Genomic DNA, 17,063 nt, shown 5'->3' with positions numbered 1-17,063 from the left:
CGATCAGAAGGTGAAGCCGCGCGGTTTGGCGAAACCGGGCAGGCGGACGGAGTCGATGTCGGCGAAGGGCGTCAGCGCGGTCGCGGCGCCGCGGTGCGCGCCGGCGGCGAGGCGGAACACGCCGCGCTCGATCAGCCCGGTCGCGATGCGCCCGCCGTCGACGACCTGGGTGAGCAAAGTCGACGGCAGCTCCTCGACCGCGCCGTCGACCAGCAGCACGTCATAGGGCGCGCCCGTGGCATGGCCCTGCGCGAGCGATGCTTCGACCACGGTCACCTTGGGCTCGTCTGCAAGCGCGGCGCGCGCGTGCGCGGCGAGATCGGGCGACTCTTCCACCGCGACGACCTCGGCGACGATCCGCGCCAGCACCGCCGCGGTATAGCCCGCCGCCGCGCCGATCAGCAGCACGCGATCGCTCGCGCGCAGCCGCGCCTCGACCAGCAGCCGCGCGGTAGCGAGCGGCGTGTTGAGCGCGCGCCCCTGCCCCAGCGCGATCGCGGTGTCGCGATAGGCCATCGCGGTCGATGCGGCGGGGACGAAGCGCTCGCGCGGCACTTCCGCCATCGCCGCCACCACACGCGGATCGGTCACCGCGACGGTGCGCAGCTGGCTCGCCACCATCGCCTGGCGCATCGCGGTGAAGTCGTCGTCACGAAGGGTGGCTGCGGCGGTCATCGGACGTTCCTGTGACATAGCTGTTTTAGTAATGCAACACACGTTGCGCGTGGCGGGTTTGTATCGCGCAGCGGCGGCTTCGCCAAACACTTTGCCGCGCGGCGGTGCTTGACAGCCGGCCCCGCTGCCCGCAGATGCGCGCCTCCACGGCATCGAGGCGCGATGGCGGAGTGGTGACGCAGAGGACTGCAAATCCTTGCACCCGGGTTCGATTCCCGGTCGCGCCTCCAGATGCAGCGGCTCAGACCCGCCCCACCGGCACGATGTATCGCTCGCCCCCAGCGGTGACGCCCACCTCCACCGTCACCCCATAGGTCGCCGCGATCGTCTCCGGCGTCAGCACCGCCGAAGTGTCGCCTGCCGCCACCACGCGCCCGGCGCGCAGCAGCACCACGGAGTCCGCCAGCCGTGCCGCGAGATTGAGGTCGTGGACCACCAGCACCACGCCCGCACCCGCCGCCGCGACCGCGCGGAGCCGCGCGCCGACGTCGAGCTGGTGCGCCGGGTCGAGGCTGGCGAGCGGCTCGTCGGCGAGCAGCCACTCGGGCTCCCCCGCCAGCACGCGCGCCAGCAGCGCGCGGGCGCGCTCGCCGCCGGAGAGCTGCTCGACCGGCCGCCCCGCCAGCGCGGTCATCGCGGTCGCCTCCAGCGCGCGCTCCACCGCGGCGCGGTCCGCAACGCCCGCCGCGCCGTGCCCGCGCCACGGCAGCCGGCCGAGCGCCACCAGCGCGCGCACGTCGACGTCCCAGTGCACGTCCGCCTGCTGCGGCAGGAAGCCGATGCGGCGGGCGCGCTCGCGCACGGGCAGCGCCGTCACGTCTTTGCCATCGAGCGTCGCCGCACCCGAGTCGGGGCGGCGCAGGGCGGCGAGGCAGGCGAGCAGGCTACTCTTGCCCGCGCCGTTGGGCCCGAGCAACGCGGTCACCCGCCCCGGCGCGAGCGTGAGCGTCACCTCCTCGAGCACGCGCCGGCCGCCGAGCGACAGCGTCAGCGCCTCGGTCGCCAGCGCGCTCATGCCAGCCGCCGGCGCAGCCGCAGCAGCAGGTAGAGGAAGAAGGGCGCGCCGAGCAGCGACATGGCGATGCCGAGCCGCAGCTCGCTCGCGCTGGGCACCAGCCGCACCAGCGTGTCCGCCACCGTCACCAGCAGCGCGCCCGCGAGCGCGCTCGGCCACAGCGTCGCGCCGGGGCGGTGGCGCGCGAGCGGCCGGACGAGATGCGGCACCATCAGCCCGACGAAGCCGATCACCCCCGCGGTCGCCACCGTTGCACCGACGGTGAGCGCGACGCCCAGCACGATCGCGCGCTGCAGCCGCCGCGGCTCGACCCCGAGCGAGCGCGCCGCGGTCTCGCCCAGCGTCAGCGCGTCGAGCGCGGGCGCGGTACGCGCCAGCACCGCGACGCCGAGCGCGACCAGCGGCAGCGCGAGCCACACGTCGTCCCAGCTGCGGTCGGTCAGCGCGCCCATCAGCCAGGTGACGATCCCGGAGGCGACAAAGGGCGTCGGCGCCAGGCTGATCGCGAGCGCGGTGAGCGAGCCGGTGAGGCTCGTCAGCACCATGCCCGCGAGCGTGAACACGAGCAGGCTGGCCGAGCGCCCCGCGATCAGCGCGAGCAGCGCCATCGTCGCCGCCGCCCCCGCCAGCGCGAAGAGCGGCAGCAGCCAGGCTTGCGCGGCATAGCCGAAGAAGAGCGCGCAGACCGCGCCCAGCGCCGCACCCGAGGAGACGCCGAACAGTCCGGGGTCGGCGAGCGGGTTGCGCAGATAGCCCTGCATCGCCGCTCCCGCGACGCCCAAAGCCGCGCCGACGATCAGCGCGAGGATCGTGCGCGGCAGTCGCAGCTCGACGATGATGATCGAGCGCGGGTCGGCGCTGGTCCAGGCGTCGAGCGGGACCCACACCTTGCCCGCGGCGAGCGAGCCCGCCGCGGCGAGCAGCAGCGCGAGCAGGAGCCAGAGCGTCGCGCGGCTCATCGACGCTCCCCGAGCCGCGTGCGTGCGCCGCGCAGCACCGCCATCGCCTCGACGATCGTCGGCCCGCCGCAGTTCATCAGCCGCGCCGGCAAGGGCAAGGTGATGAGCCGCGGCGCGAGTCGGCGGAGCGCGGGATGGTGCTCGGCGCGCTCGCCCCCGCCCCCACCCGCGCCCTCGGCCGCGGCGACCGAGAAGAGCACGCGCGGCGGCGCGGCGACGAGGTGCTCGAGCGGCAGCACGTCCCAGCGCGCCAGCCCGTAGGTCGCGCTGGCGTTGCGGAAGCCGGCGCGGGTCAGCAGGTCGTCGGGCAGCGTGCCCGCGCCGGGCACCAGCCCGCCCGCGCCGAAGATCAGCGCGGGCAGCGGCGTCACCCGAGACGGTCGCGCCGCCGCCTCGATGCGCGCCGCCAGCGCCGCGCCGCGCGCCGGATGACCAACGCGCGCGGCGAGGTCGCGCACCTGGGCGACGCTCTCCTCCACCGTCGTGGGCACCGCGAATTGCGCGAGCGGCACGCGCAGCCGCGCCAGCGCGGCCACGGTCGCGGGGGCGACATGGCCGCCGGCGACGACGAGGTCGGGGCGCAGCGCCACCACCTCCTCCGCGGTACCGGCGTTGGCCGGGTAGCGCCGCGCCAGCGCGAGCGGGATCGAGCTGGAGCGCGCGTCCTGCGAGTAAGCGCTGATCGAGGCGATCTGCGCGGGGTCGGCGACTCGCACCAGCACCGCGTCGAGGCAGGGATTGATCGACACGATGCGCGGCGCACGCGGCGTCGCGGCGGAGACCAGAGCGGGTGCCGCGAGCAGCAGAAGGGGAGCGCGTGCGCCCATGTCAGTAGCGCAGCCGCACCCCGCCATAGGCGGCGCGCCCGGGATTGCCATAGTCCACCGCCACGACGTAGCGCTGGTCGAAGGCATTCTCGAGCCGCGCGTACAGCTCGATCTTCTCCGTCAGTGGCAGCGCGGCGCGCAGGTCGGCGAGGACATAGCCGTCGAGCCGCACCTGGCCGACGTCGTAGCTGTCGCCGACCGCGGTGAGCGTCACCCCCGTGGAGAGGCCGAAGGGCCAGCGATAGTCGGCGTTGACGGTGGTGCTGTCACGCGGGCGGCGCAGCAGCGGCAGGCCGAAGCTCGCGCCGGGCGAGCGGTTCTCGCCGTCGAGATAAGTGTAGGCAGCGACGACGGTCACCGCCTCGACCGGGCGCAAGGTGAGCGCGAACTCCAGCCCCTGCGCGCGGGTGCGCGCGACGTTGTCGTAGATGCCGAACGGCCGCGCGCCGCAGATCGGCCCGTCCACCGCGGGGCTGCACGCGCGCGTGTTGATCAGGTCGCGCGAGACGCGGCGGAACCACGTCGCGCTCGCCTCCAAAGCGCCATCGAGCGCGCGCTGGGTCACCCCCGCGTCCCACCCCTCGGATCGCTCGGGGCGCAGGTTCGGGTTGCCGGTGCTGCCGTTGAGCTGGAACAGGGTCGGCGCCTTGAAGCCCTGCGACCAGCTCCCGCGCAGCAGGGTGGCGCCGTCGTTGGGCGTCCAGGCGAGGCTCGCCGCGCCGACGGTGGCGCCGCCGAAGCGGTCATGGTCGTCGTGGCGCACGCCACCGGTCGCGGTGACTCCCTCGATCGGGGTGAGCGCGAGCTGGCCATAGAGGCTGAACAGCCGCGCCCGCCCGCGATCGGTGCTACCATAGCCGCGCGTGTAGAGCCGCGAGATCTCGCGCTCGGCGCCGAAGGTCGCGCGCACGACCGCACCGAGGTCGGCAACGCCCTGATACTCGATCCGGTGGTTCTGCCCCTGCGAGCGGTACGTCTCGCGCGGCGTCAGATCACGGTCGTAGCTGGTGCGCGCGATATCGGTCCGCGCATAGCCCAGCCGGTTGTGCAGCGCGCCGTCGAACAGCGCGACGTTGACGCCGCCGTAGCCGATCCACTGCTCGGCGTCGCTGTACTCGCGCGTGTCGTTGAAGGTGTAGTTCGGCGCCGGGAAGCCGTCGAACTCGGTGCGACCATTGGCATAGAAGCCGCGCAGGTCGACCGAGACGTTGCTCGCCAGCGTCGCCGTGACACTGGCGTTGCCGCCATAGTGTCGAAAGCCGTCGCGCTCGCTGCCGCGCGCGTAGGACGAGATGCCGTCGGTGGTGTAATAGCCGCCACCCAGGCTCGCTGCGATCGCGCCGGCACGACCCGAGACATTGGCGAAGGCCTGGCCAGTGCCCATCGAACCGCCCTCGGCCCGCGCGTTGACGCTCAGCCGGTCGGTCGGCTGGCGAGTGATCATGTTGACCACGCCGCCGATCGCCTGGCTGCCCCACAGCACCGAGGAGGCGCCGCGCAGCACCTCGACCCGCGCTATATTGCCAACCAGCAGCTCGCCGAAATTGAAGCCGCCCCCGGGTGCGGACGGGTCGTTGATCTTCACGCCGTCGATCAGTGCCGCCGTCTGGTCGCTCTCGGCGCCGCGGATGAACACCGAGGTGACGCCGCCGACGCCGCCGGTGCGCGCCACCGCGATCCCGGGGGTCTGTCGCAGCAGATCGGCGAGCACCACCGTCTGGCGCCGCTCGATCGTCGCGGTGTCGAGCACGGTCACCGCCTGCGCCACGGTGTCGGCCGGCGTCGCGGCGCGCGCGGCGGTGACGATCACGTCGTCGCCCGCGCGGGTCGCCTGCTCGAGCGCCTCGGTCGATTGCGCGCTCTGCGCGTGCGCTGCTGGCGCGAGCAGCAACAGTGGCAACGCGGTCGCGATGCGGCGATAGGCTATGGTCACGTCTTCCCCCACACGGTCGCGGGCGGACGCGCGGCCCCGTGCCGCGGCACTGCCGCCCGATCGTCGTCACGCGAGGACAAGACCTCGATCGCCCGGCACACCCCGTCCGCGCGAAGGACAACCGCGACGGGCAGGTCTCCTGGCTCCCGGGTCAGTGCCCCGGCTCCGGCCTTCCCGGACCATCGGTCCAGTGGCACGCGCGGGAGAGGGCTCGCCGGTCACAGTTGCGGGGGCAGCGCCGGATCGCAGCCAAGCTACCGGCTTCCCTCTTACTTCCCCTCGCGGGGAACCTGTCGCGTCGGCGCCCCTAGGCCAGCGCGTCGCCGCGGGCAAGCGACTCGCGCAGCGCGGCGAGCAGCGGCACGTCGACCGGGGGCATCGACAGCGCGGCGAGCGCGGCGGGCACGTCCCAGCGCAGCGCCGCCGCGGCGAGCGGGCACGGCTCACCCGACCAGGCGCGCGCGACGTAGAGCAGCATCACCAGCGGACGCGCGCCGGGCGCGGCATCGGCGGCGAAGGACAGCGGCGCGAGCGCCGTGGGCGACACCGCGATGGCGAGCTCCTCGGCGAGCTCGCGCACCAGCGCGTCCACGGGCGCCTCGCCCGGCTCGACCTTGCCGCCCGGAAACTCCCACAAGCCGCCGTGCCGCTTGTCGACCGGACGCTGCTGCATCAGGCAGCGTCCTGCCGGGTCGATCAGCGCCGCGGCGACCACCAGCATCGTCATCGAACCGATCCTTAACCATCCATGCGCTACGATCGCGCCATGGCACGCCCTCGCACCCGACGCCCGCTCTTCTCGCGACTCGGCCGCGACGACCGCGGCGCGACGGCGGTGGAATATGCCCTCATCCTCGCCGCCGTCGCGCTGACGATCGCCGCGGGGCTCGGCCGCGTCTCCACCGCGCTGAGTGACGTCCTCACCACCGTGTCGACCAACCTTCTCGTCGGCCGCTGAGACAAGACCTCAACTAACCTGCCGGAAATTCTGAAATCATAGGAACAGGCTTAAGTGTTTATCAACCGTGCCGCAGCTACACCGGACATCGCTGGAGCCTCAGAGGCTCATCGGCCGGGTAACTGAAGCCAATTTGTCTCGGAGATCGACATGCAGAAGATTCGCGCTTTCCTGAAGAACAACAAGGCCGCCACCGCGATCGAGTACGGCCTGATCGCCGCGCTGGTCGCCGTCGCCGCCATCAGTGCGATGAAGGGCCTGGGCAACCAGCTGAACAACACCTTCAGCACCACGACGAGCAAGATGGCCAACGCGTAATCCGCTGGTCCATCATTGTATGAAGGGCGGCGGGACCTCGGTCCCGTCGCCTTTTTCTTGTTCGATCCGCGGGCGCCGTGATCCTGCTGCTGCGACTACCCTCGAGTCAGTGACGCGCACAGCCTCACACCGGAGTCACCCTGACGTCGTTTCAGGATGACGGAGCAGGTTGCAGGCGAAGCCTTTTTTCTCCCTGATCGGGCGCCAAGCCTCAGCTCAGCCGGCCCATACGCAGGAATTTGTCGCGCCGATCCTGGCGCAGCGCCCCCGGCGTCAGCGGCGTCAGCTCGGCGAGCGCGCGCTCGATCGAATCACCCAGCGCGCGGATCGCGCCCGCGGGGTCGCGGTGCGCGCCGCCGAGCGGCTCGGGGACGATCGAGTCGATCACGCCCAATCCCTTCAGATCTTGCGCGGTGACCTTCATCGCCTCGGCGGCATCGGGGGCGCGATCGGCGGTGCGCCACAGGATCGAGGCGCACCCTTCCGGCGAGATCACCGAGTAGACCGCATGCTCGAACATCAGCACGCGGTTGCCGCTGGCGAGCGCGATCGCGCCGCCCGAGCCGCCCTCGCCGACGATCGACGCGACCAGCGGCACGCCGAGCGCGAGACACGCCTCGGTCGAGCGCGCAATCGCCTCGGCCTGGCCGCGCTCCTCCGCCTGGATGCCAGGGAAGGCACCCGAGGTGTCAACCAGCGTCACCACCGGCAGCCCGAACCGATCTGCCAGTTCCATCAGCCGGATCGCCTTGCGATAGCCCTCGGGCTTGCCCATGCCGAAATTGTGCTTGAGCCGACTGGCGGTATCGTCGCCCTTCTCATGGCCGAGCACCATGACGCGCTGGCCGCGAAAGGTCGCGAAACCGCCGAGGATCGCCTGGTCGTCGCCGAACGCGCGGTCTCCGGCGAGTGGCAGGAACTCGTCAAACAGCCCGGCGACATAGTGGCGGAAGTGCGGGCGCTCGGGATGCCGCGCCACCTGGGTCTTCTGCCACGGCGTCAGCTTGGCGAAGGTATCCTTGAGCTGCTTGTCGGACTTGGCCTGGAGCTTGGCGATCTCCGCGGAGATGTCGATCGCGCCCGCGTCACCGGTGTCGCGCAGCTCGTCGATGCGCGCCTGCAGCTCGGCGATGGGCTTTTCGAAGTCGAGGAAACTAGGCATCGGCCGCAGCTAGTCGCGGTGACGCAACGCGTCAACGAGCGGGTGCCGCTCGTTGACCAGCTCGACCAGCCGGCTGCTGTCGACATGCGTGTAGATCTCGGTGGTGGCGATGTCGGCATGGCCCAGCATCGTCTGGAGCGCACGCAGGTCGGCGCCGCCCTCCAGCAGGTGAGTCGCGAAGGCGTGGCGCAGCACGTGCGGGCTGATCCGATCGGGCGGGATCCCCGCTTCCGCGGCGAGCGCGCGCACCAGCTGGAACAGCCGCACGCGCGAGAGGTGATGAGTCGCCCCCGAGGGGAACAGGAAGGCGCGGTCGCTCGCGACATGCGCGCGCCACGCTGCCACCGCGGCGCGCGCGCGATCGGACAAGGGCACCAGCCGCTCCTTGCCGCCCTTACCGCGCAGGATCAGGAACGGCCGGTCGGGATGGATCGCGTTGCGCGGCAGCGACACCAGCTCGCTCGCGCGCAGCCCCGAACCGTAGAGCAGCTCGATCAGCGCGGCCAGCCGCAAGTCGGTCGGGATCACGGGATCGCGCGCGAGTCGCTCGGCGATCGCGGCGAACAGCCGGTCGACGTCGGCGTGGCTCAACGTGCGCGGCAGCGCGCGACGCGTCGCCGGACGCGGCAGCGCCGGCGAGGGATCGTCGGGGCGCGCGCCCTCTTCCGCGAGAAAGGCGAAGAACCGCCGGAGGGCAGAGGCTTTGCGCGCGACACTCGCGCTGGCGAGCGCGGTCCAGCCGTCGGCGAGCCGGCCCAGCGCGGCGGCATCGGCGCGCGCCAGGCCGCCGTCGAGCGCCCCGGACGCCAGCGCGAGGTCCCGGCGATAGGCGGCGAGCGTGTTCGCCGCTGCCCCGGCTTGCGCCGCGAGCATCTCGAGAAAGCGCTCGATCGCCTGCCGGTCCTCGCCCGAGGCGCCCGCCCCGGTCGTGAGCCCGCGCCCGGCCATCAGAGCCGCGCGATCGCCTCGGCCGCGATCATCCGCGCCTCGCCGTCGAGCCCGACCGCGCGCAGCGCCGCGACGACGCGGTAGAGCGATGCCGCGGGCACCGTCTCCCAGCCGCGCGCCTGCAGACCGACCGCGGCGAGCAACAACACGGTGCCCTGCTGGCGCGCCGCCACCGCCCGGTCGAGCGCGCGCGTCCAGCTGTCGGCGCGCGTGACCGGCACGCCGAAGCGCTCGCCCTCGTCTGCCAGGTCGGCGGCAGGCACCTCGCCAAGGCCGGCGAGCGCGGCGAAGAACAGCTGCTTCTTGCGCTCGGCATTCGCTCCACTCGGGGCATAGTCGCGCGGGTTGGCACCGCGCGCGCCGCCGTCGGGGTCAGCCAGCAGCAGCATCGCCCAGGCGTCGCTGCCGGCGCGGACGTGGCCGCGCCAGCGTTGCGCGGTGCGGTCCAGCCCCGCACTCAGCATGGATGCGACCAGCCGGTCGGCCTGCTCCACCTCGCCCGCCGGCAGCAGCCGCGCCGCGGCGCGCGCGGTGAGGATCAGCCGACCATAGCGCGCCGCCGACGTCTCGGCCGCGTCCCACAGCCGCGCCATCGCGCCCAGCCGCGTGTCGAGGCTGTCGCCGACATAGGCATCGCGCAGGTCGTTGGCGGTACGCGCCAGCGGGGCGGGCACGTCGTCGCCGTCGGCCAGCGCCGAGTAGAGGTCGACCAGCGCTGCGGACGACAGCGCGCCCATCGCCGCCGCCCGGTCGGCGACCGCGGCACGCTCGGCGAGCGGGATCGCCGGCGCGAGCGCGCGCCATGCGGTCACCTGTGGGCCCACCGTGTCGTAGAGATCGGCCGGCACCGCCACGCCGGTGGCGGTGGCGAGGCCGAAGCGCCACGCGGTGAGCTGAGTCACCGGCGCCCACTCGATCGTGATCGCCTGCCGGCTGTCTAGCCCCGCCCCCATCACCTTCTGCGCGAGTTGCAGGTCGATGCCGGTGGCGACGCGGCGGCGGCGGATGTCGGCGAGCAGCGGCTGGGTCTTGCCGGTGCCGGTCAGGCCGGCACACATCGCGCGCGCGACGATCCAGCCGCGCTCGCTGTCGCCCGCGCCCGGCGCCAGCGCGCACAGCGCGGCGGGGTCGGCGGAAGCGAGCGCGGCCTGCATCCACACTTGGCGCAGCTTGGGGGTGACTCGGTCGAGATCGACCGACTGCGCCACGGCGCGCGCGGTGACCGACTCGCCCATGCGCAGCAGCAGCCAGGCGCGCTCGGCGGCGAAGTCGGCGCCGTTGACGTGCGCGGGCGTGACCAACTCGGCGGCGAGCAGCCGCCGCAGCGCGATCTGGAGCCAGCGCGACGGCAGCGGCGCCGACAGCCGCCGCATCAGTCGCTCGAGATAGCGGCCATCGGCCCCGGCGAAGGCGTCGGCGGCGAAACTGTCGCTGGGGCCAAGCTGCCCGAGCGACCGCCGCGCGAAGGCGGGCATTTCGTAGCGCGGTGCAGCCGGCGTGGGCGTCGCACCCGGCGTCGGCATCGACAGCGGCGGGAGCGGCGGCAGCGGGCCTGCCGGGGTGGTCGCCGTGACGCGCGGCGCGGTCGCGGGTACCGCGCCCGGCGCGGCCGACGCGGCTGCGGCCGCCGAGGGCGCCGGAGATGGCGTGGGCGTCGACGCGTTGTCGCCGAAACCGGGCGGCAGCAGCGATTCGGGGCTCTGCTGCGCCGCAGCGGCGGCACCGATCGCGAGCGCCGCGGCGCCCGCGACGAGCGCGCGCCTAGTTCGCGAGGTTGCCAAGCTCGACCGCCTTCTCGACCCGCGTCGTCGGCTGCTCGGTCGCGCGCCCGGCGAGGAAGAACAGGGCGCCGAGCACGATCACCAGCAACACCACCACCGAGACGATCAACCGAGACATGGATACCCCATCGCGCACGCGCCCAACCGCCCCGGGAGAAGCGCGCGGCGCGCACGCTGTTGCCGGGGCATGAAGGCGCTGTATAGCCCTGCCGACGATGTTGCAAAGCCCGCCTGCCCCGCGCGAACGAGGAGCCGCCTGGATCGGTCAGCCGATCGTGCTGGTCGGACTGATGGGCGCGGGCAAGTCCACCGTCGGGCGCCGACTGGCGACGCGGCTCGGCCTGCCCTTCGTCGACGCCGACACCGAGATCGAGATCGCCGCGGGCATGTCGATCAGCGACATCTTCGCGCAGTTCGGCGAGGCCTATTTCCGCGACGGCGAGCGCCGCGTGATCCAGCGCCTGATCGACGGTCGTCCGAAGGTGATCGCGACCGGGGGCGGCGCCTTCGTCAACGACGAGACGCGCGCGCTGATCCTGGCCGAGGCGCTGGCGATCTGGCTCGACGCGCCGGTGGAGGTGCTGGCCGAGCGCGTGCGTCGCCGCGACACCCGCCCGCTGCTGCGCGGGCGCGACCCGGCCGCGGTACTGCGCGACCTCGCCGCCGTCCGCAACCCGCTCTACGCGCTGGCGCATCTTCGCGTCGCCAGCGCCAACGCCCCGCACGAGACGACCGTGCGCGCGATCCTGGAGGCCCTGGGCAGATGAGTATAGAGCAGACCGGCAAGCAGTCTGGCCGGGGCGCCACCGTCCCGGTGCGGCTCGGCGAGCGCAGCTATGACGTGGTGATCGAGCCCGGCCTGCTGACCCGCGCCGGCGAGTGGCTCGCGCCGCTGGCGGGTCGGCGTCCGCTCGTGATCGTCGCCGACGTCAACGTCGCCGACCATCTCGCCGCGCTGGGGGGCGCGCTCGACTCGGTCGGGGTCGGGCATCGCTCGATCGTGCTCCCCGCCGGCGAGGCGTCGAAGAGCTGGGCCACACTCGAGAAACTGACCGACCAGCTGCTCGCGCTCGGAGTCGAGCGCGGCGACCATGTCGTGGCGCTGGGCGGCGGGGTGATCGGCGACCTGGTCGGGTTCGCCAGCGCGATCCTCAAGCGCGGCTGCCGCTTCGTCCAGATCCCGACCACCTTGCTGGCACAGGTCGATTCGTCGGTCGGCGGCAAGACCGGGATCAACGCGCGCGCGGGCAAGAACCTGATCGGCGCCTTCCACCAGCCCCGCCTCGTGCTGATCGACCCCGACGTGCTCGACACCTTGCCCGCACGACAGGTCCGCGCCGGCTACGCCGAGGTGGTGAAGTACGGGCTGATCGACGACGCCGATTTCTTCGCCTGGTGCGAGCGCCACGGCGCCGCGCTGCTCGCGGGCGACCCGGCGGCGCGCACCCACGCCATCGCGCACGCGGTCGCCGCCAAGGCGCGGATCGTCGCCGCGGACGAGCACGAGACCAACGGCCGCCGCGCCTTGCTCAACCTCGGTCACACCTTCGGCCACGCGTTGGAGGCGGAGGCGGGTTTCTCCGACCGGCTGCTTCACGGCGAGGCGGTCGCCGCGGGTTGCGCGCTCGCCTTCGCCTTCTCGGCCGCGACCGGGCGTTGCTCCACGAGCGATGCCGAGCGCGTGGCGGCGCACTGGCGCACCAGCGGCCTACCCGACGGGCTCGCCGCGGCGGGCATCGACGCGCCGGCCGAGCGACTGGTCGAGCATATGCGACACGACAAGAAGATGGAGGCGGGCACCCTGCCCTTCCTGCTCGCGCGCGGCATCGGCCAGACCTATCTCGACCGCGACGTGGCGCTCGGCGACGTGACGACCTTCCTCGCCGCCCAGCCGCGCGCCGCGGCCAGCATCCCCGCCGACGCGACCGGCTGAGCGGAACGGCGGCGCGGGGCGGAAGTTAACGTGGCTTAGTTTCTCAAGGAGCGAGCCACATGCCCTACGTCAAGACGCGCGACGGCACCGACCTCTACGTCAAGGACTGGGGCGAGGGTCGTCCCGTTGTGCTGCTGCACGGCTGGCCGCTCTCGTCGGACAGCTGGGACCCGCAGATGAAGGCGCTTGCCGACAACGGCTTCCGCGCGATCGCCTACGACCGCCGCGGCTTCGGCCGCTCAGGCCAGCCGTGGTCGGGCTACGACTATGACACGCTCACCGACGATCTCAACGACGTGCTCGAGGCGGCTGGCGCGACTCAGGACGTCACGCTCGTCGGCTTCTCGATGGGGGGCGGCGAGGTGGCGCGCTACCAGTCGCGCTACGAGGGCAAGGGCGTGATCTCGGCCGCGCTGATCAGCTCGGTCGTGCCCTACATGCTCCAGACTGACGACAATCCCGACGGTGTGCCCGAGGACACGCTGCAGGGCATCGCCGACGGCATCGCGAAGGACCGGCCGAACTTCTTCCGCTCGTTCTTCAAGGACTTCTTCGGCGTCGGCTATGTCACTAGCCCGGTCAGCGAGGCGACGCTCGACTGGGCGTGGCGGCTCGCGATGCAGGCGGGGTTGCAGCCGACGCTGAAATGCGCGGAAAGCTTCGGCCACACCGACTTCCGTAGCGACCTACCCGCCTTCCGCGTGCCGACGCTCGTCCTGCACGGCACCAGCGACAAGACGGTGCCGATCGACACGAGCGGGCGCCAGGCGGCGCGCGGCATCCAGCACGCGCAGCTGGTGGAATATGACGGCGCCCCGCACGGCCTGTTCGCGACGGAGGGCGAGCGCCTCACGCGCGACCTGCTGACCTTCCTGGGGCGGTGAGAGGACAGGGAAACCAATCGTCGCTTCTGGTGCAGTGCCACCTACCCTCACCAACTGCCGTCACCCCGGCGAAAGCCGGGGTCCAGTTGGGTGCGGGAGCGAGTACCAAAACGGCCTTCCCACCTGGGCCTGGGCCTTCGCCGGGGCGACGCGATAGGTGGGAGAGGCAGAACGACACGCGTACGCCTTGCGCGCCCCTTACTTCAGCGGGACGATCACCTCATCGGGATGCGCCACGTTGAGTTCCTTGCGCACGAGCTCATCGACCATGTCAGGATTGGCGTGGCGCGGGTCGAGCAGCGCGACGCGATTGCGCAGCATCTCGCGTCGCGCGTCGAGCGCGGAGAACTGCCGCTCGCGCGCGGCCAGCTGGCGCTTGTAATCGCCCAGCGCGAGCACGCCGTTCGGACCCAGGATCGCATAGGCGCCGAAGAACAGCATGATCGTCACCGCCAGCGCGGGCAGCGCGGCGGAGCGGAGCGTGGTCCGGAGACGATCGGGTTTGCGGGCGGGCATGGCGGCGCGATTCTCGCGCGCCGCCACGTCCTTGGCAAGCCCCCTCAGCGCGAGCGGAGCACGTCGCGTCCGGCGTAGCGCGCCACGTCGCCTAGCTCCTCCTCGATGCGGATCAGCTGGTTGTACTTGGCGAGCCGGTCCGACCGCGCGAGGCTGCCGGTCTTGATCTGGCCGCAGTTGGTGGCGACCGCGAGATCGGCGATGGTCGAATCCTCGGTCTCGCCCGAGCGGTGCGACATAACGGCGGTGTAGCCGGCGCGCTCGGCCACCCGGATCGCCTCCAGCGTCTCGCTCAGCGTGCCGATCTGGTTGACCTTCACCAGCAGCGAGTTGGCGAGGCCCTGGCGGATACCGTCGCGCAGCCGCTTCGGGTTGGTGACGAACAGATCGTCGCCGACCAGCTGCACCTTCTTGCCGATCGCGTCGGTCAGTGCCTTCCAGCCCTCGAAATCGTCCTCGGCCATGCCGTCCTCGATCGAGAAGATCGGGTAGCGCGCCGCGAGATCGGCCAGATAGTCCGCCATCGCGCCCGGCTCGAGCGTGAGGTTCTCGCCCGAGATGACGTACTTGCCGTCCTTGAAGAACTCGGTCGCGGCGCAGTCGAGCGCGAGCATGACGTCGTCGCCCGGCGTGTAGCCGGCGCGCTCGATCGAGGTCATGATGAAGTCGAGCGCGTCGGTGGTGCTGGCGAGATTGGGCGCGAAGCCGCCCTCGTCGCCGACCGCGGTGGCGAGGCCCTTCTCGCTCAGCCCCTTCTTGAGCGTGTGGAAGATCTCCGAGCCGCAGCGGACCGCCTCGGCGAGCGACTCCGCGCCGACCGGCACGACCATGAACTCCTGGAAGTCGATCGGGTTGTCGGCATGCTCGCCGCCGTTGATGATGTTCATCATCGGCACCGGCAGCACGTGCGCGGCCACGCCCCCGACGTAGCGGTAGAGCGGCAGCCCGCGCGCGTCCGCGGCCGCCTTGGCGACCGCGAGGCTGACGCCGAGGATCGCGTTGGCGCCGAGCCGGCCCTTGTTCTCGCTGCCGTCCAGCTCGATCATGGCGTGATCGACCTCGAGCTGGTCCTCGGCGTCGAGCCCGACGATCGCCTCGGCGATCTCGCCGTTGATCGCCTCGATCGCGCGCTCCACGCCCTTGCCCGACCAGCGCGCCTTGTCACCGTCGCGCCTCTCCACCGCCTCGTGCGCGCCGGTCGAGGCGCCCGAGGGCACCGCGGCGCGGCCGAAGCTGCCGTCGTCGAGCAGGACGTCGACCTCGACGGTCGGGTTGCCGCGGCTGTCGATGATCTGGCGTCCGTGCAGGTCGATGATTGCGGTCACGTAACGATCCTCTTAGCTTGCTGCCCCAACGGCGACGCCGCCGCGTGTAGCGATCACCGCGTTAGGCTGCAACGCGAGGGAACCCCGGCCACCCGCGCCGGTTGTTCGACTTCGACCAGGGAAGGATCGATCATGGCCGACCAGCAGGACCGCGATACCGCGCAACCGATCAGCGACGGCGATATCACGCCGCCGCCCGCGAACGCGAACTTCACTCCAGCCGCGCCGCTCAAGGACGCCGGCGTGGATTTCTCGCCCGAGAGCGGCGTGAACGAGGATAAAGACGAGGCGGGCACCTCCGTCGCCGGCGCCAAGCAGGCACTTCTCGACAATGTCGCCAAGGGTCGCGAGCAGGCGGCCGACAAGGCGCGCCTCTTCGCCGAGGATGGCAAGGCCAAGGCGAGCGACGCGCTCGGCCAGCTGTCGCAGCTGCTGCGCGACGCGGCGCAGCAGGTCGACGACAAGTTGGGTGAGCAATACGGCCAATATGCGCGCGGCGCCGCCGATCGCGTGCAAGGCATCACCAGCGCGATCGACGGGAAGAGCGTCGACGACCTGCTCGCCGACGCGCGCGAGCTGGTGCGCAAGAGCCCGGCAGCGGCGGTGGGCGTCGCTGCGGGCGTGGGCTTCGTCGTCGCGCGGCTCCTGAGCGCGGGCCTCGATCAACGCGACGCCTGACCCGATGGACCTTCGTGAACCGGTGATCGGGGAACCCAGCATCCCCCATCTCGTCGCGCGGCTCACGCACGATGCGCGCGACGTGGCGCGTGCTGAGATCGCGCTGGCCAAGGCCAAGGCGGGCACAGCGGCGACCCGCTACAAGAAGGCAGCGGTGCTGTTCGCGGTGGCGGGCGTGCTCGCGCTCGCCGCGCTGATTACCCTGCTGGTCGGCCTGGTGCTGTCGCTGGCGACCCTGATCGGGCCCGGCCTCGCCACCGCTGCGGTGGTCGGCGCCGTGCTGATCGTCGCGCTCGTGCTCGCGCTCGCGGGCCGCTCACGCCTCGCCGCGAGGCCGGGCGCATGAGCGGCGCCGATCTCACCGCCGCCGAGGCGCGCGCGGCCGAGGCGCGGGCGCGGCTCAACGGCACGGTCGAGGCGCTGCAAGCCGAGCTGGAGCCGCGCCGGCTCGTCACCGTCGCCAAGGCAGAGGTCCTCGACGGCGGCAATCGCGCCGCGCGCGCCGGTCTCGAGGCGGCTCGACGCAATCCCGCGACTGTCGCCGGCGCCGGCGCGCTGCTGCTCGCGTTCCTCAACCGGAAGCGGATCGCGCGCGTGCTGAGCAGGAAGAAATCGTGACATCAATATCGTCCGCCAGGCCGAGAGGATAGAGACCATGACCGACCACCATCAGCATGACCATGACGACACCCACGGCCGTCTGCGCGACGGCGTGGACCAGGCGCGCGACGCCGCGTCACACGCCTATGAGAGCGCGCGCCACCGCGCCAGCGACGCGGCACATGCCACTGCCGAGACACTCGAGGCAAACCCGCTCGGGCTCGTCGTCGGCGGGCTCGCGCTCGGCGCGCTCGTCGCGGCAGTGATCCCGCGCGGCCAGCGCGAGCGCGAATTGCTCGCGCCGGTGGGCAAGAAGGTCAGCGCCGCCGCGACGGCCGCCTTCGCCGCCGCCAAGGAGGCGGGACGCAGCGAGATCGAGCAGCTCGGCCTCACCCCGGACGCCGCGCGTGGCCAGGCCAAGTCGTTATTCCAGGGCGTCGTCAAGGCGGCGGCCAGCGCGGGTACCGCGGCCGCCAAGGCGGGCAAGGAGCAGGTCAAGGCCGCCAGCTGACCCCTTCTATCGCGCGGCAGGTGGCGCTAAGGCCCGTCTC

At 72.3% G+C, this 17,063-nt stretch carries 21 protein-coding genes, 1 tRNA gene and 1 riboswitch; of the genes, 10 read left to right on the top strand and 12 right to left on the bottom strand.

Annotated elements, in window-relative coordinates; all coding sequences use genetic code 11:
• Nucleotides 1-3: 3 nt before the first annotated feature.
• Nucleotides 4-675: a protein-L-isoaspartate O-methyltransferase gene (locus tag FHY02_RS19060; protein ID WP_183925199.1), complete on the bottom strand. Its 672-nt coding sequence runs from the start codon at nucleotides 673-675 to the stop codon at nucleotides 4-6.
• A gap of 156 nt (nucleotides 676-831) precedes the next feature.
• Here FHY02_RS19060 and FHY02_RS19055 point away from each other — a divergent pair.
• Nucleotides 832-905: transfer RNA gene (locus FHY02_RS19055), tRNA-Cys, on the top strand.
• Nucleotides 906-916: 11 nt separating this feature from the next.
• On the opposite strand, the gene FHY02_RS19050 is transcribed toward FHY02_RS19055, so the two are convergent.
• The 5 genes from FHY02_RS19050 to FHY02_RS19030 form a co-directional block, all read right to left on the bottom strand.
• On the bottom strand, nucleotides 917-1,690 hold the full coding sequence (locus tag FHY02_RS19050) for an ABC transporter ATP-binding protein (protein WP_183925197.1): 774 nt from the start codon (nucleotides 1,688-1,690) through the stop codon (nucleotides 917-919).
• A complete protein-coding gene (locus tag FHY02_RS19045; RefSeq protein WP_183925195.1) occupies nucleotides 1,687-2,649 on the bottom strand; it encodes an iron ABC transporter permease in 963 nt (320 codons plus the stop codon). The genes FHY02_RS19050 and FHY02_RS19045 overlap by 4 nt, the downstream gene beginning before the upstream one ends.
• Nucleotides 2,646-3,476 (bottom strand): ABC transporter substrate-binding protein, encoded by an 831-nt coding sequence (locus FHY02_RS19040; protein WP_183925193.1) that lies wholly within the window; start codon nucleotides 3,474-3,476, stop codon nucleotides 2,646-2,648. The genes FHY02_RS19045 and FHY02_RS19040 overlap by 4 nt, the downstream gene beginning before the upstream one ends.
• Before the next feature lies 1 nt (nucleotide 3,477).
• Nucleotides 3,478-5,409: a TonB-dependent receptor domain-containing protein gene (locus FHY02_RS19035; RefSeq protein WP_311722065.1), complete on the bottom strand. Its 1,932-nt coding sequence runs from the start codon at nucleotides 5,407-5,409 to the stop codon at nucleotides 3,478-3,480.
• 111 nt (nucleotides 5,410-5,520) lie between these two features.
• Nucleotides 5,521-5,718, bottom strand: a riboswitch (cobalamin riboswitch).
• Nucleotides 5,717-6,130, bottom strand: coding sequence for a (deoxy)nucleoside triphosphate pyrophosphohydrolase (locus FHY02_RS19030; RefSeq protein ID WP_183925258.1), 414 nt, complete (start codon nucleotides 6,128-6,130; stop codon nucleotides 5,717-5,719). (Overlaps the previous riboswitch by 2 nt.)
• A 45-nt stretch (nucleotides 6,131-6,175) precedes the next feature.
• On the opposite strand from FHY02_RS19030, the gene FHY02_RS19025 reads away from it, so the two are divergent.
• On the top strand, nucleotides 6,176-6,367 hold the full coding sequence (locus tag FHY02_RS19025) for a Flp family type IVb pilin (RefSeq protein WP_183925191.1): 192 nt from the start codon (nucleotides 6,176-6,178) through the stop codon (nucleotides 6,365-6,367).
• A gap of 150 nt (nucleotides 6,368-6,517) precedes the next feature.
• Nucleotides 6,518-6,685 (top strand): Flp family type IVb pilin, encoded by a 168-nt coding sequence (locus tag FHY02_RS19020; RefSeq protein WP_183925189.1) that lies wholly within the window; start codon nucleotides 6,518-6,520, stop codon nucleotides 6,683-6,685.
• Between the two features lie 211 nt (nucleotides 6,686-6,896).
• On the opposite strand, the gene FHY02_RS19015 is transcribed toward FHY02_RS19020, so the two are convergent.
• Genes FHY02_RS19015 through FHY02_RS19000 form a run of 4 tightly spaced genes read right to left on the bottom strand, consistent with a single transcriptional unit; the run spans nucleotide 6,897 to nucleotide 10,694 of the window.
• Nucleotides 6,897-7,847, bottom strand: a complete 951-nt coding sequence (locus FHY02_RS19015) for an acetyl-CoA carboxylase carboxyltransferase subunit alpha (RefSeq protein WP_183925187.1) — start codon at nucleotides 7,845-7,847, stop codon at nucleotides 6,897-6,899.
• A gap of 9 nt (nucleotides 7,848-7,856) precedes the next feature.
• Nucleotides 7,857-8,795, bottom strand: a complete 939-nt coding sequence (locus tag FHY02_RS19010) for a tyrosine recombinase (protein ID WP_183925185.1) — start codon at nucleotides 8,793-8,795, stop codon at nucleotides 7,857-7,859.
• Nucleotides 8,795-10,576, bottom strand: coding sequence for a hypothetical protein (locus tag FHY02_RS19005; protein WP_183925183.1), 1,782 nt, complete (start codon nucleotides 10,574-10,576; stop codon nucleotides 8,795-8,797). The genes FHY02_RS19010 and FHY02_RS19005 overlap by 1 nt, the downstream gene beginning before the upstream one ends.
• Nucleotides 10,557-10,694: a hypothetical protein gene (locus FHY02_RS19000; protein WP_165926994.1), complete on the bottom strand. Its 138-nt coding sequence runs from the start codon at nucleotides 10,692-10,694 to the stop codon at nucleotides 10,557-10,559. The genes FHY02_RS19005 and FHY02_RS19000 overlap by 20 nt, the downstream gene beginning before the upstream one ends.
• A gap of 97 nt (nucleotides 10,695-10,791) precedes the next feature.
• On the opposite strand from FHY02_RS19000, the gene FHY02_RS18995 reads away from it, so the two are divergent.
• Genes FHY02_RS18995 through FHY02_RS18985 form a run of 3 tightly spaced genes read left to right on the top strand, consistent with a single transcriptional unit; the run spans nucleotide 10,792 to nucleotide 13,393 of the window.
• Complete coding sequence (locus FHY02_RS18995) at nucleotides 10,792-11,343, top strand: shikimate kinase (protein ID WP_183925181.1); 552 nt, start codon at nucleotides 10,792-10,794, stop codon at nucleotides 11,341-11,343.
• The gene (gene aroB / locus FHY02_RS18990; RefSeq protein WP_183925179.1) at nucleotides 11,340-12,509 is read left to right on the top strand and encodes a 3-dehydroquinate synthase; all 1,170 of its coding nucleotides are present in this window, start codon (nucleotides 11,340-11,342) and stop codon (nucleotides 12,507-12,509) included. The genes FHY02_RS18995 and aroB overlap by 4 nt, the downstream gene beginning before the upstream one ends.
• Before the next feature lie 59 nt (nucleotides 12,510-12,568).
• Nucleotides 12,569-13,393 carry an alpha/beta fold hydrolase gene (locus FHY02_RS18985; protein ID WP_183925177.1) on the top strand — a complete coding sequence of 275 codons (825 nt, stop codon included), beginning with the start codon at nucleotides 12,569-12,571 and terminating at the stop codon, nucleotides 13,391-13,393.
• A gap of 198 nt (nucleotides 13,394-13,591) precedes the next feature.
• Here the strand turns inward: FHY02_RS18985 and FHY02_RS18980 are convergent, their stop codons facing one another.
• Together FHY02_RS18980 and eno are read right to left on the bottom strand one after the other, a co-directional pair.
• Nucleotides 13,592-13,909, bottom strand: coding sequence for a septum formation initiator family protein (locus tag FHY02_RS18980; protein WP_258047973.1), 318 nt, complete (start codon nucleotides 13,907-13,909; stop codon nucleotides 13,592-13,594).
• A 44-nt stretch (nucleotides 13,910-13,953) separates the two neighbouring features.
• Entirely contained in the window at nucleotides 13,954-15,234 is a 1,281-nt protein-coding gene (eno, locus tag FHY02_RS18975; RefSeq protein ID WP_183925175.1) for a phosphopyruvate hydratase, read from the bottom strand.
• A 132-nt stretch (nucleotides 15,235-15,366) separates the two neighbouring features.
• On the opposite strand from eno, the gene FHY02_RS18970 reads away from it, so the two are divergent.
• Genes FHY02_RS18970 through FHY02_RS18955 form a run of 4 tightly spaced genes read left to right on the top strand, consistent with a single transcriptional unit; the run spans nucleotide 15,367 to nucleotide 17,023 of the window.
• Nucleotides 15,367-15,912, top strand: coding sequence for a hypothetical protein (locus FHY02_RS18970; protein ID WP_183925173.1), 546 nt, complete (start codon nucleotides 15,367-15,369; stop codon nucleotides 15,910-15,912).
• A gap of 4 nt (nucleotides 15,913-15,916) precedes the next feature.
• The gene (locus FHY02_RS18965; RefSeq protein WP_183925171.1) at nucleotides 15,917-16,258 is read left to right on the top strand and encodes a phage holin family protein; all 342 of its coding nucleotides are present in this window, start codon (nucleotides 15,917-15,919) and stop codon (nucleotides 16,256-16,258) included.
• Nucleotides 16,255-16,530 (top strand): DUF3618 domain-containing protein, encoded by a 276-nt coding sequence (locus tag FHY02_RS18960; protein WP_183925169.1) that lies wholly within the window; start codon nucleotides 16,255-16,257, stop codon nucleotides 16,528-16,530. The genes FHY02_RS18965 and FHY02_RS18960 overlap by 4 nt, the downstream gene beginning before the upstream one ends.
• A gap of 37 nt (nucleotides 16,531-16,567) precedes the next feature.
• The gene (locus FHY02_RS18955; RefSeq protein WP_183925167.1) at nucleotides 16,568-17,023 is read left to right on the top strand and encodes a hypothetical protein; all 456 of its coding nucleotides are present in this window, start codon (nucleotides 16,568-16,570) and stop codon (nucleotides 17,021-17,023) included.
• Nucleotides 17,024-17,063: the final 40 nt, after the last annotated feature.

Origin of the sequence: Sphingomonas sp. BK069 (assembly GCF_014193405.1) — a bacterium.
Taxonomy (GTDB): Bacteria; Pseudomonadota; Alphaproteobacteria; order Sphingomonadales; family Sphingomonadaceae; genus Sphingomonas.
This window is presented reverse-complemented; position numbering and strand designations above follow the sequence as displayed.

Bases quoted from the DNA above. Each gene is read 5' to 3' on its own strand.
- FHY02_RS19060 (WP_183925199.1), bottom strand. From the start codon at position 675: ATGACCGCCGCAGCCACCCTTCGTGACGACGACTTCACCGCGATGCGC.
- FHY02_RS19050 (WP_183925197.1), bottom strand. From the start codon at position 1,690: ATGAGCGCGCTGGCGACCGAGGCGCTGACGCTGTCGCTCGGCGGCCGG.
- FHY02_RS19045 (WP_183925195.1), bottom strand. From the start codon at position 2,649: ATGAGCCGCGCGACGCTCTGGCTCCTGCTCGCGCTGCTGCTCGCCGCG.
- FHY02_RS19040 (WP_183925193.1), bottom strand. From the start codon at position 3,476: ATGGGCGCACGCGCTCCCCTTCTGCTGCTCGCGGCACCCGCTCTGGTC.
- FHY02_RS19030 (WP_183925258.1), bottom strand. From the start codon at position 6,130: ATGCTGGTGGTCGCCGCGGCGCTGATCGACCCGGCAGGACGCTGCCTG.
- FHY02_RS19025 (WP_183925191.1), top strand. From the start codon at position 6,176: ATGGCACGCCCTCGCACCCGACGCCCGCTCTTCTCGCGACTCGGCCGC.
- FHY02_RS19020 (WP_183925189.1), top strand. From the start codon at position 6,518: ATGCAGAAGATTCGCGCTTTCCTGAAGAACAACAAGGCCGCCACCGCG.
- FHY02_RS19015 (WP_183925187.1), bottom strand. From the start codon at position 7,847: ATGCCTAGTTTCCTCGACTTCGAAAAGCCCATCGCCGAGCTGCAGGCG.
- FHY02_RS19010 (WP_183925185.1), bottom strand. From the start codon at position 8,795: ATGGCCGGGCGCGGGCTCACGACCGGGGCGGGCGCCTCGGGCGAGGAC.
- FHY02_RS19000 (WP_165926994.1), bottom strand. From the start codon at position 10,694: ATGTCTCGGTTGATCGTCTCGGTGGTGGTGTTGCTGGTGATCGTGCTC.
- FHY02_RS18995 (WP_183925181.1), top strand. From the start codon at position 10,792: ATGTTGCAAAGCCCGCCTGCCCCGCGCGAACGAGGAGCCGCCTGGATC.
- aroB (WP_183925179.1), top strand. From the start codon at position 11,340: ATGAGTATAGAGCAGACCGGCAAGCAGTCTGGCCGGGGCGCCACCGTC.
- FHY02_RS18985 (WP_183925177.1), top strand. From the start codon at position 12,569: ATGCCCTACGTCAAGACGCGCGACGGCACCGACCTCTACGTCAAGGAC.
- FHY02_RS18980 (WP_258047973.1), bottom strand. From the start codon at position 13,909: ATGCCCGCCCGCAAACCCGATCGTCTCCGGACCACGCTCCGCTCCGCC.
- FHY02_RS18970 (WP_183925173.1), top strand. From the start codon at position 15,367: ATGGCCGACCAGCAGGACCGCGATACCGCGCAACCGATCAGCGACGGC.
- FHY02_RS18965 (WP_183925171.1), top strand. From the start codon at position 15,917: ATGGACCTTCGTGAACCGGTGATCGGGGAACCCAGCATCCCCCATCTC.
- FHY02_RS18960 (WP_183925169.1), top strand. From the start codon at position 16,255: ATGAGCGGCGCCGATCTCACCGCCGCCGAGGCGCGCGCGGCCGAGGCG.
- FHY02_RS18955 (WP_183925167.1), top strand. From the start codon at position 16,568: ATGACCGACCACCATCAGCATGACCATGACGACACCCACGGCCGTCTG.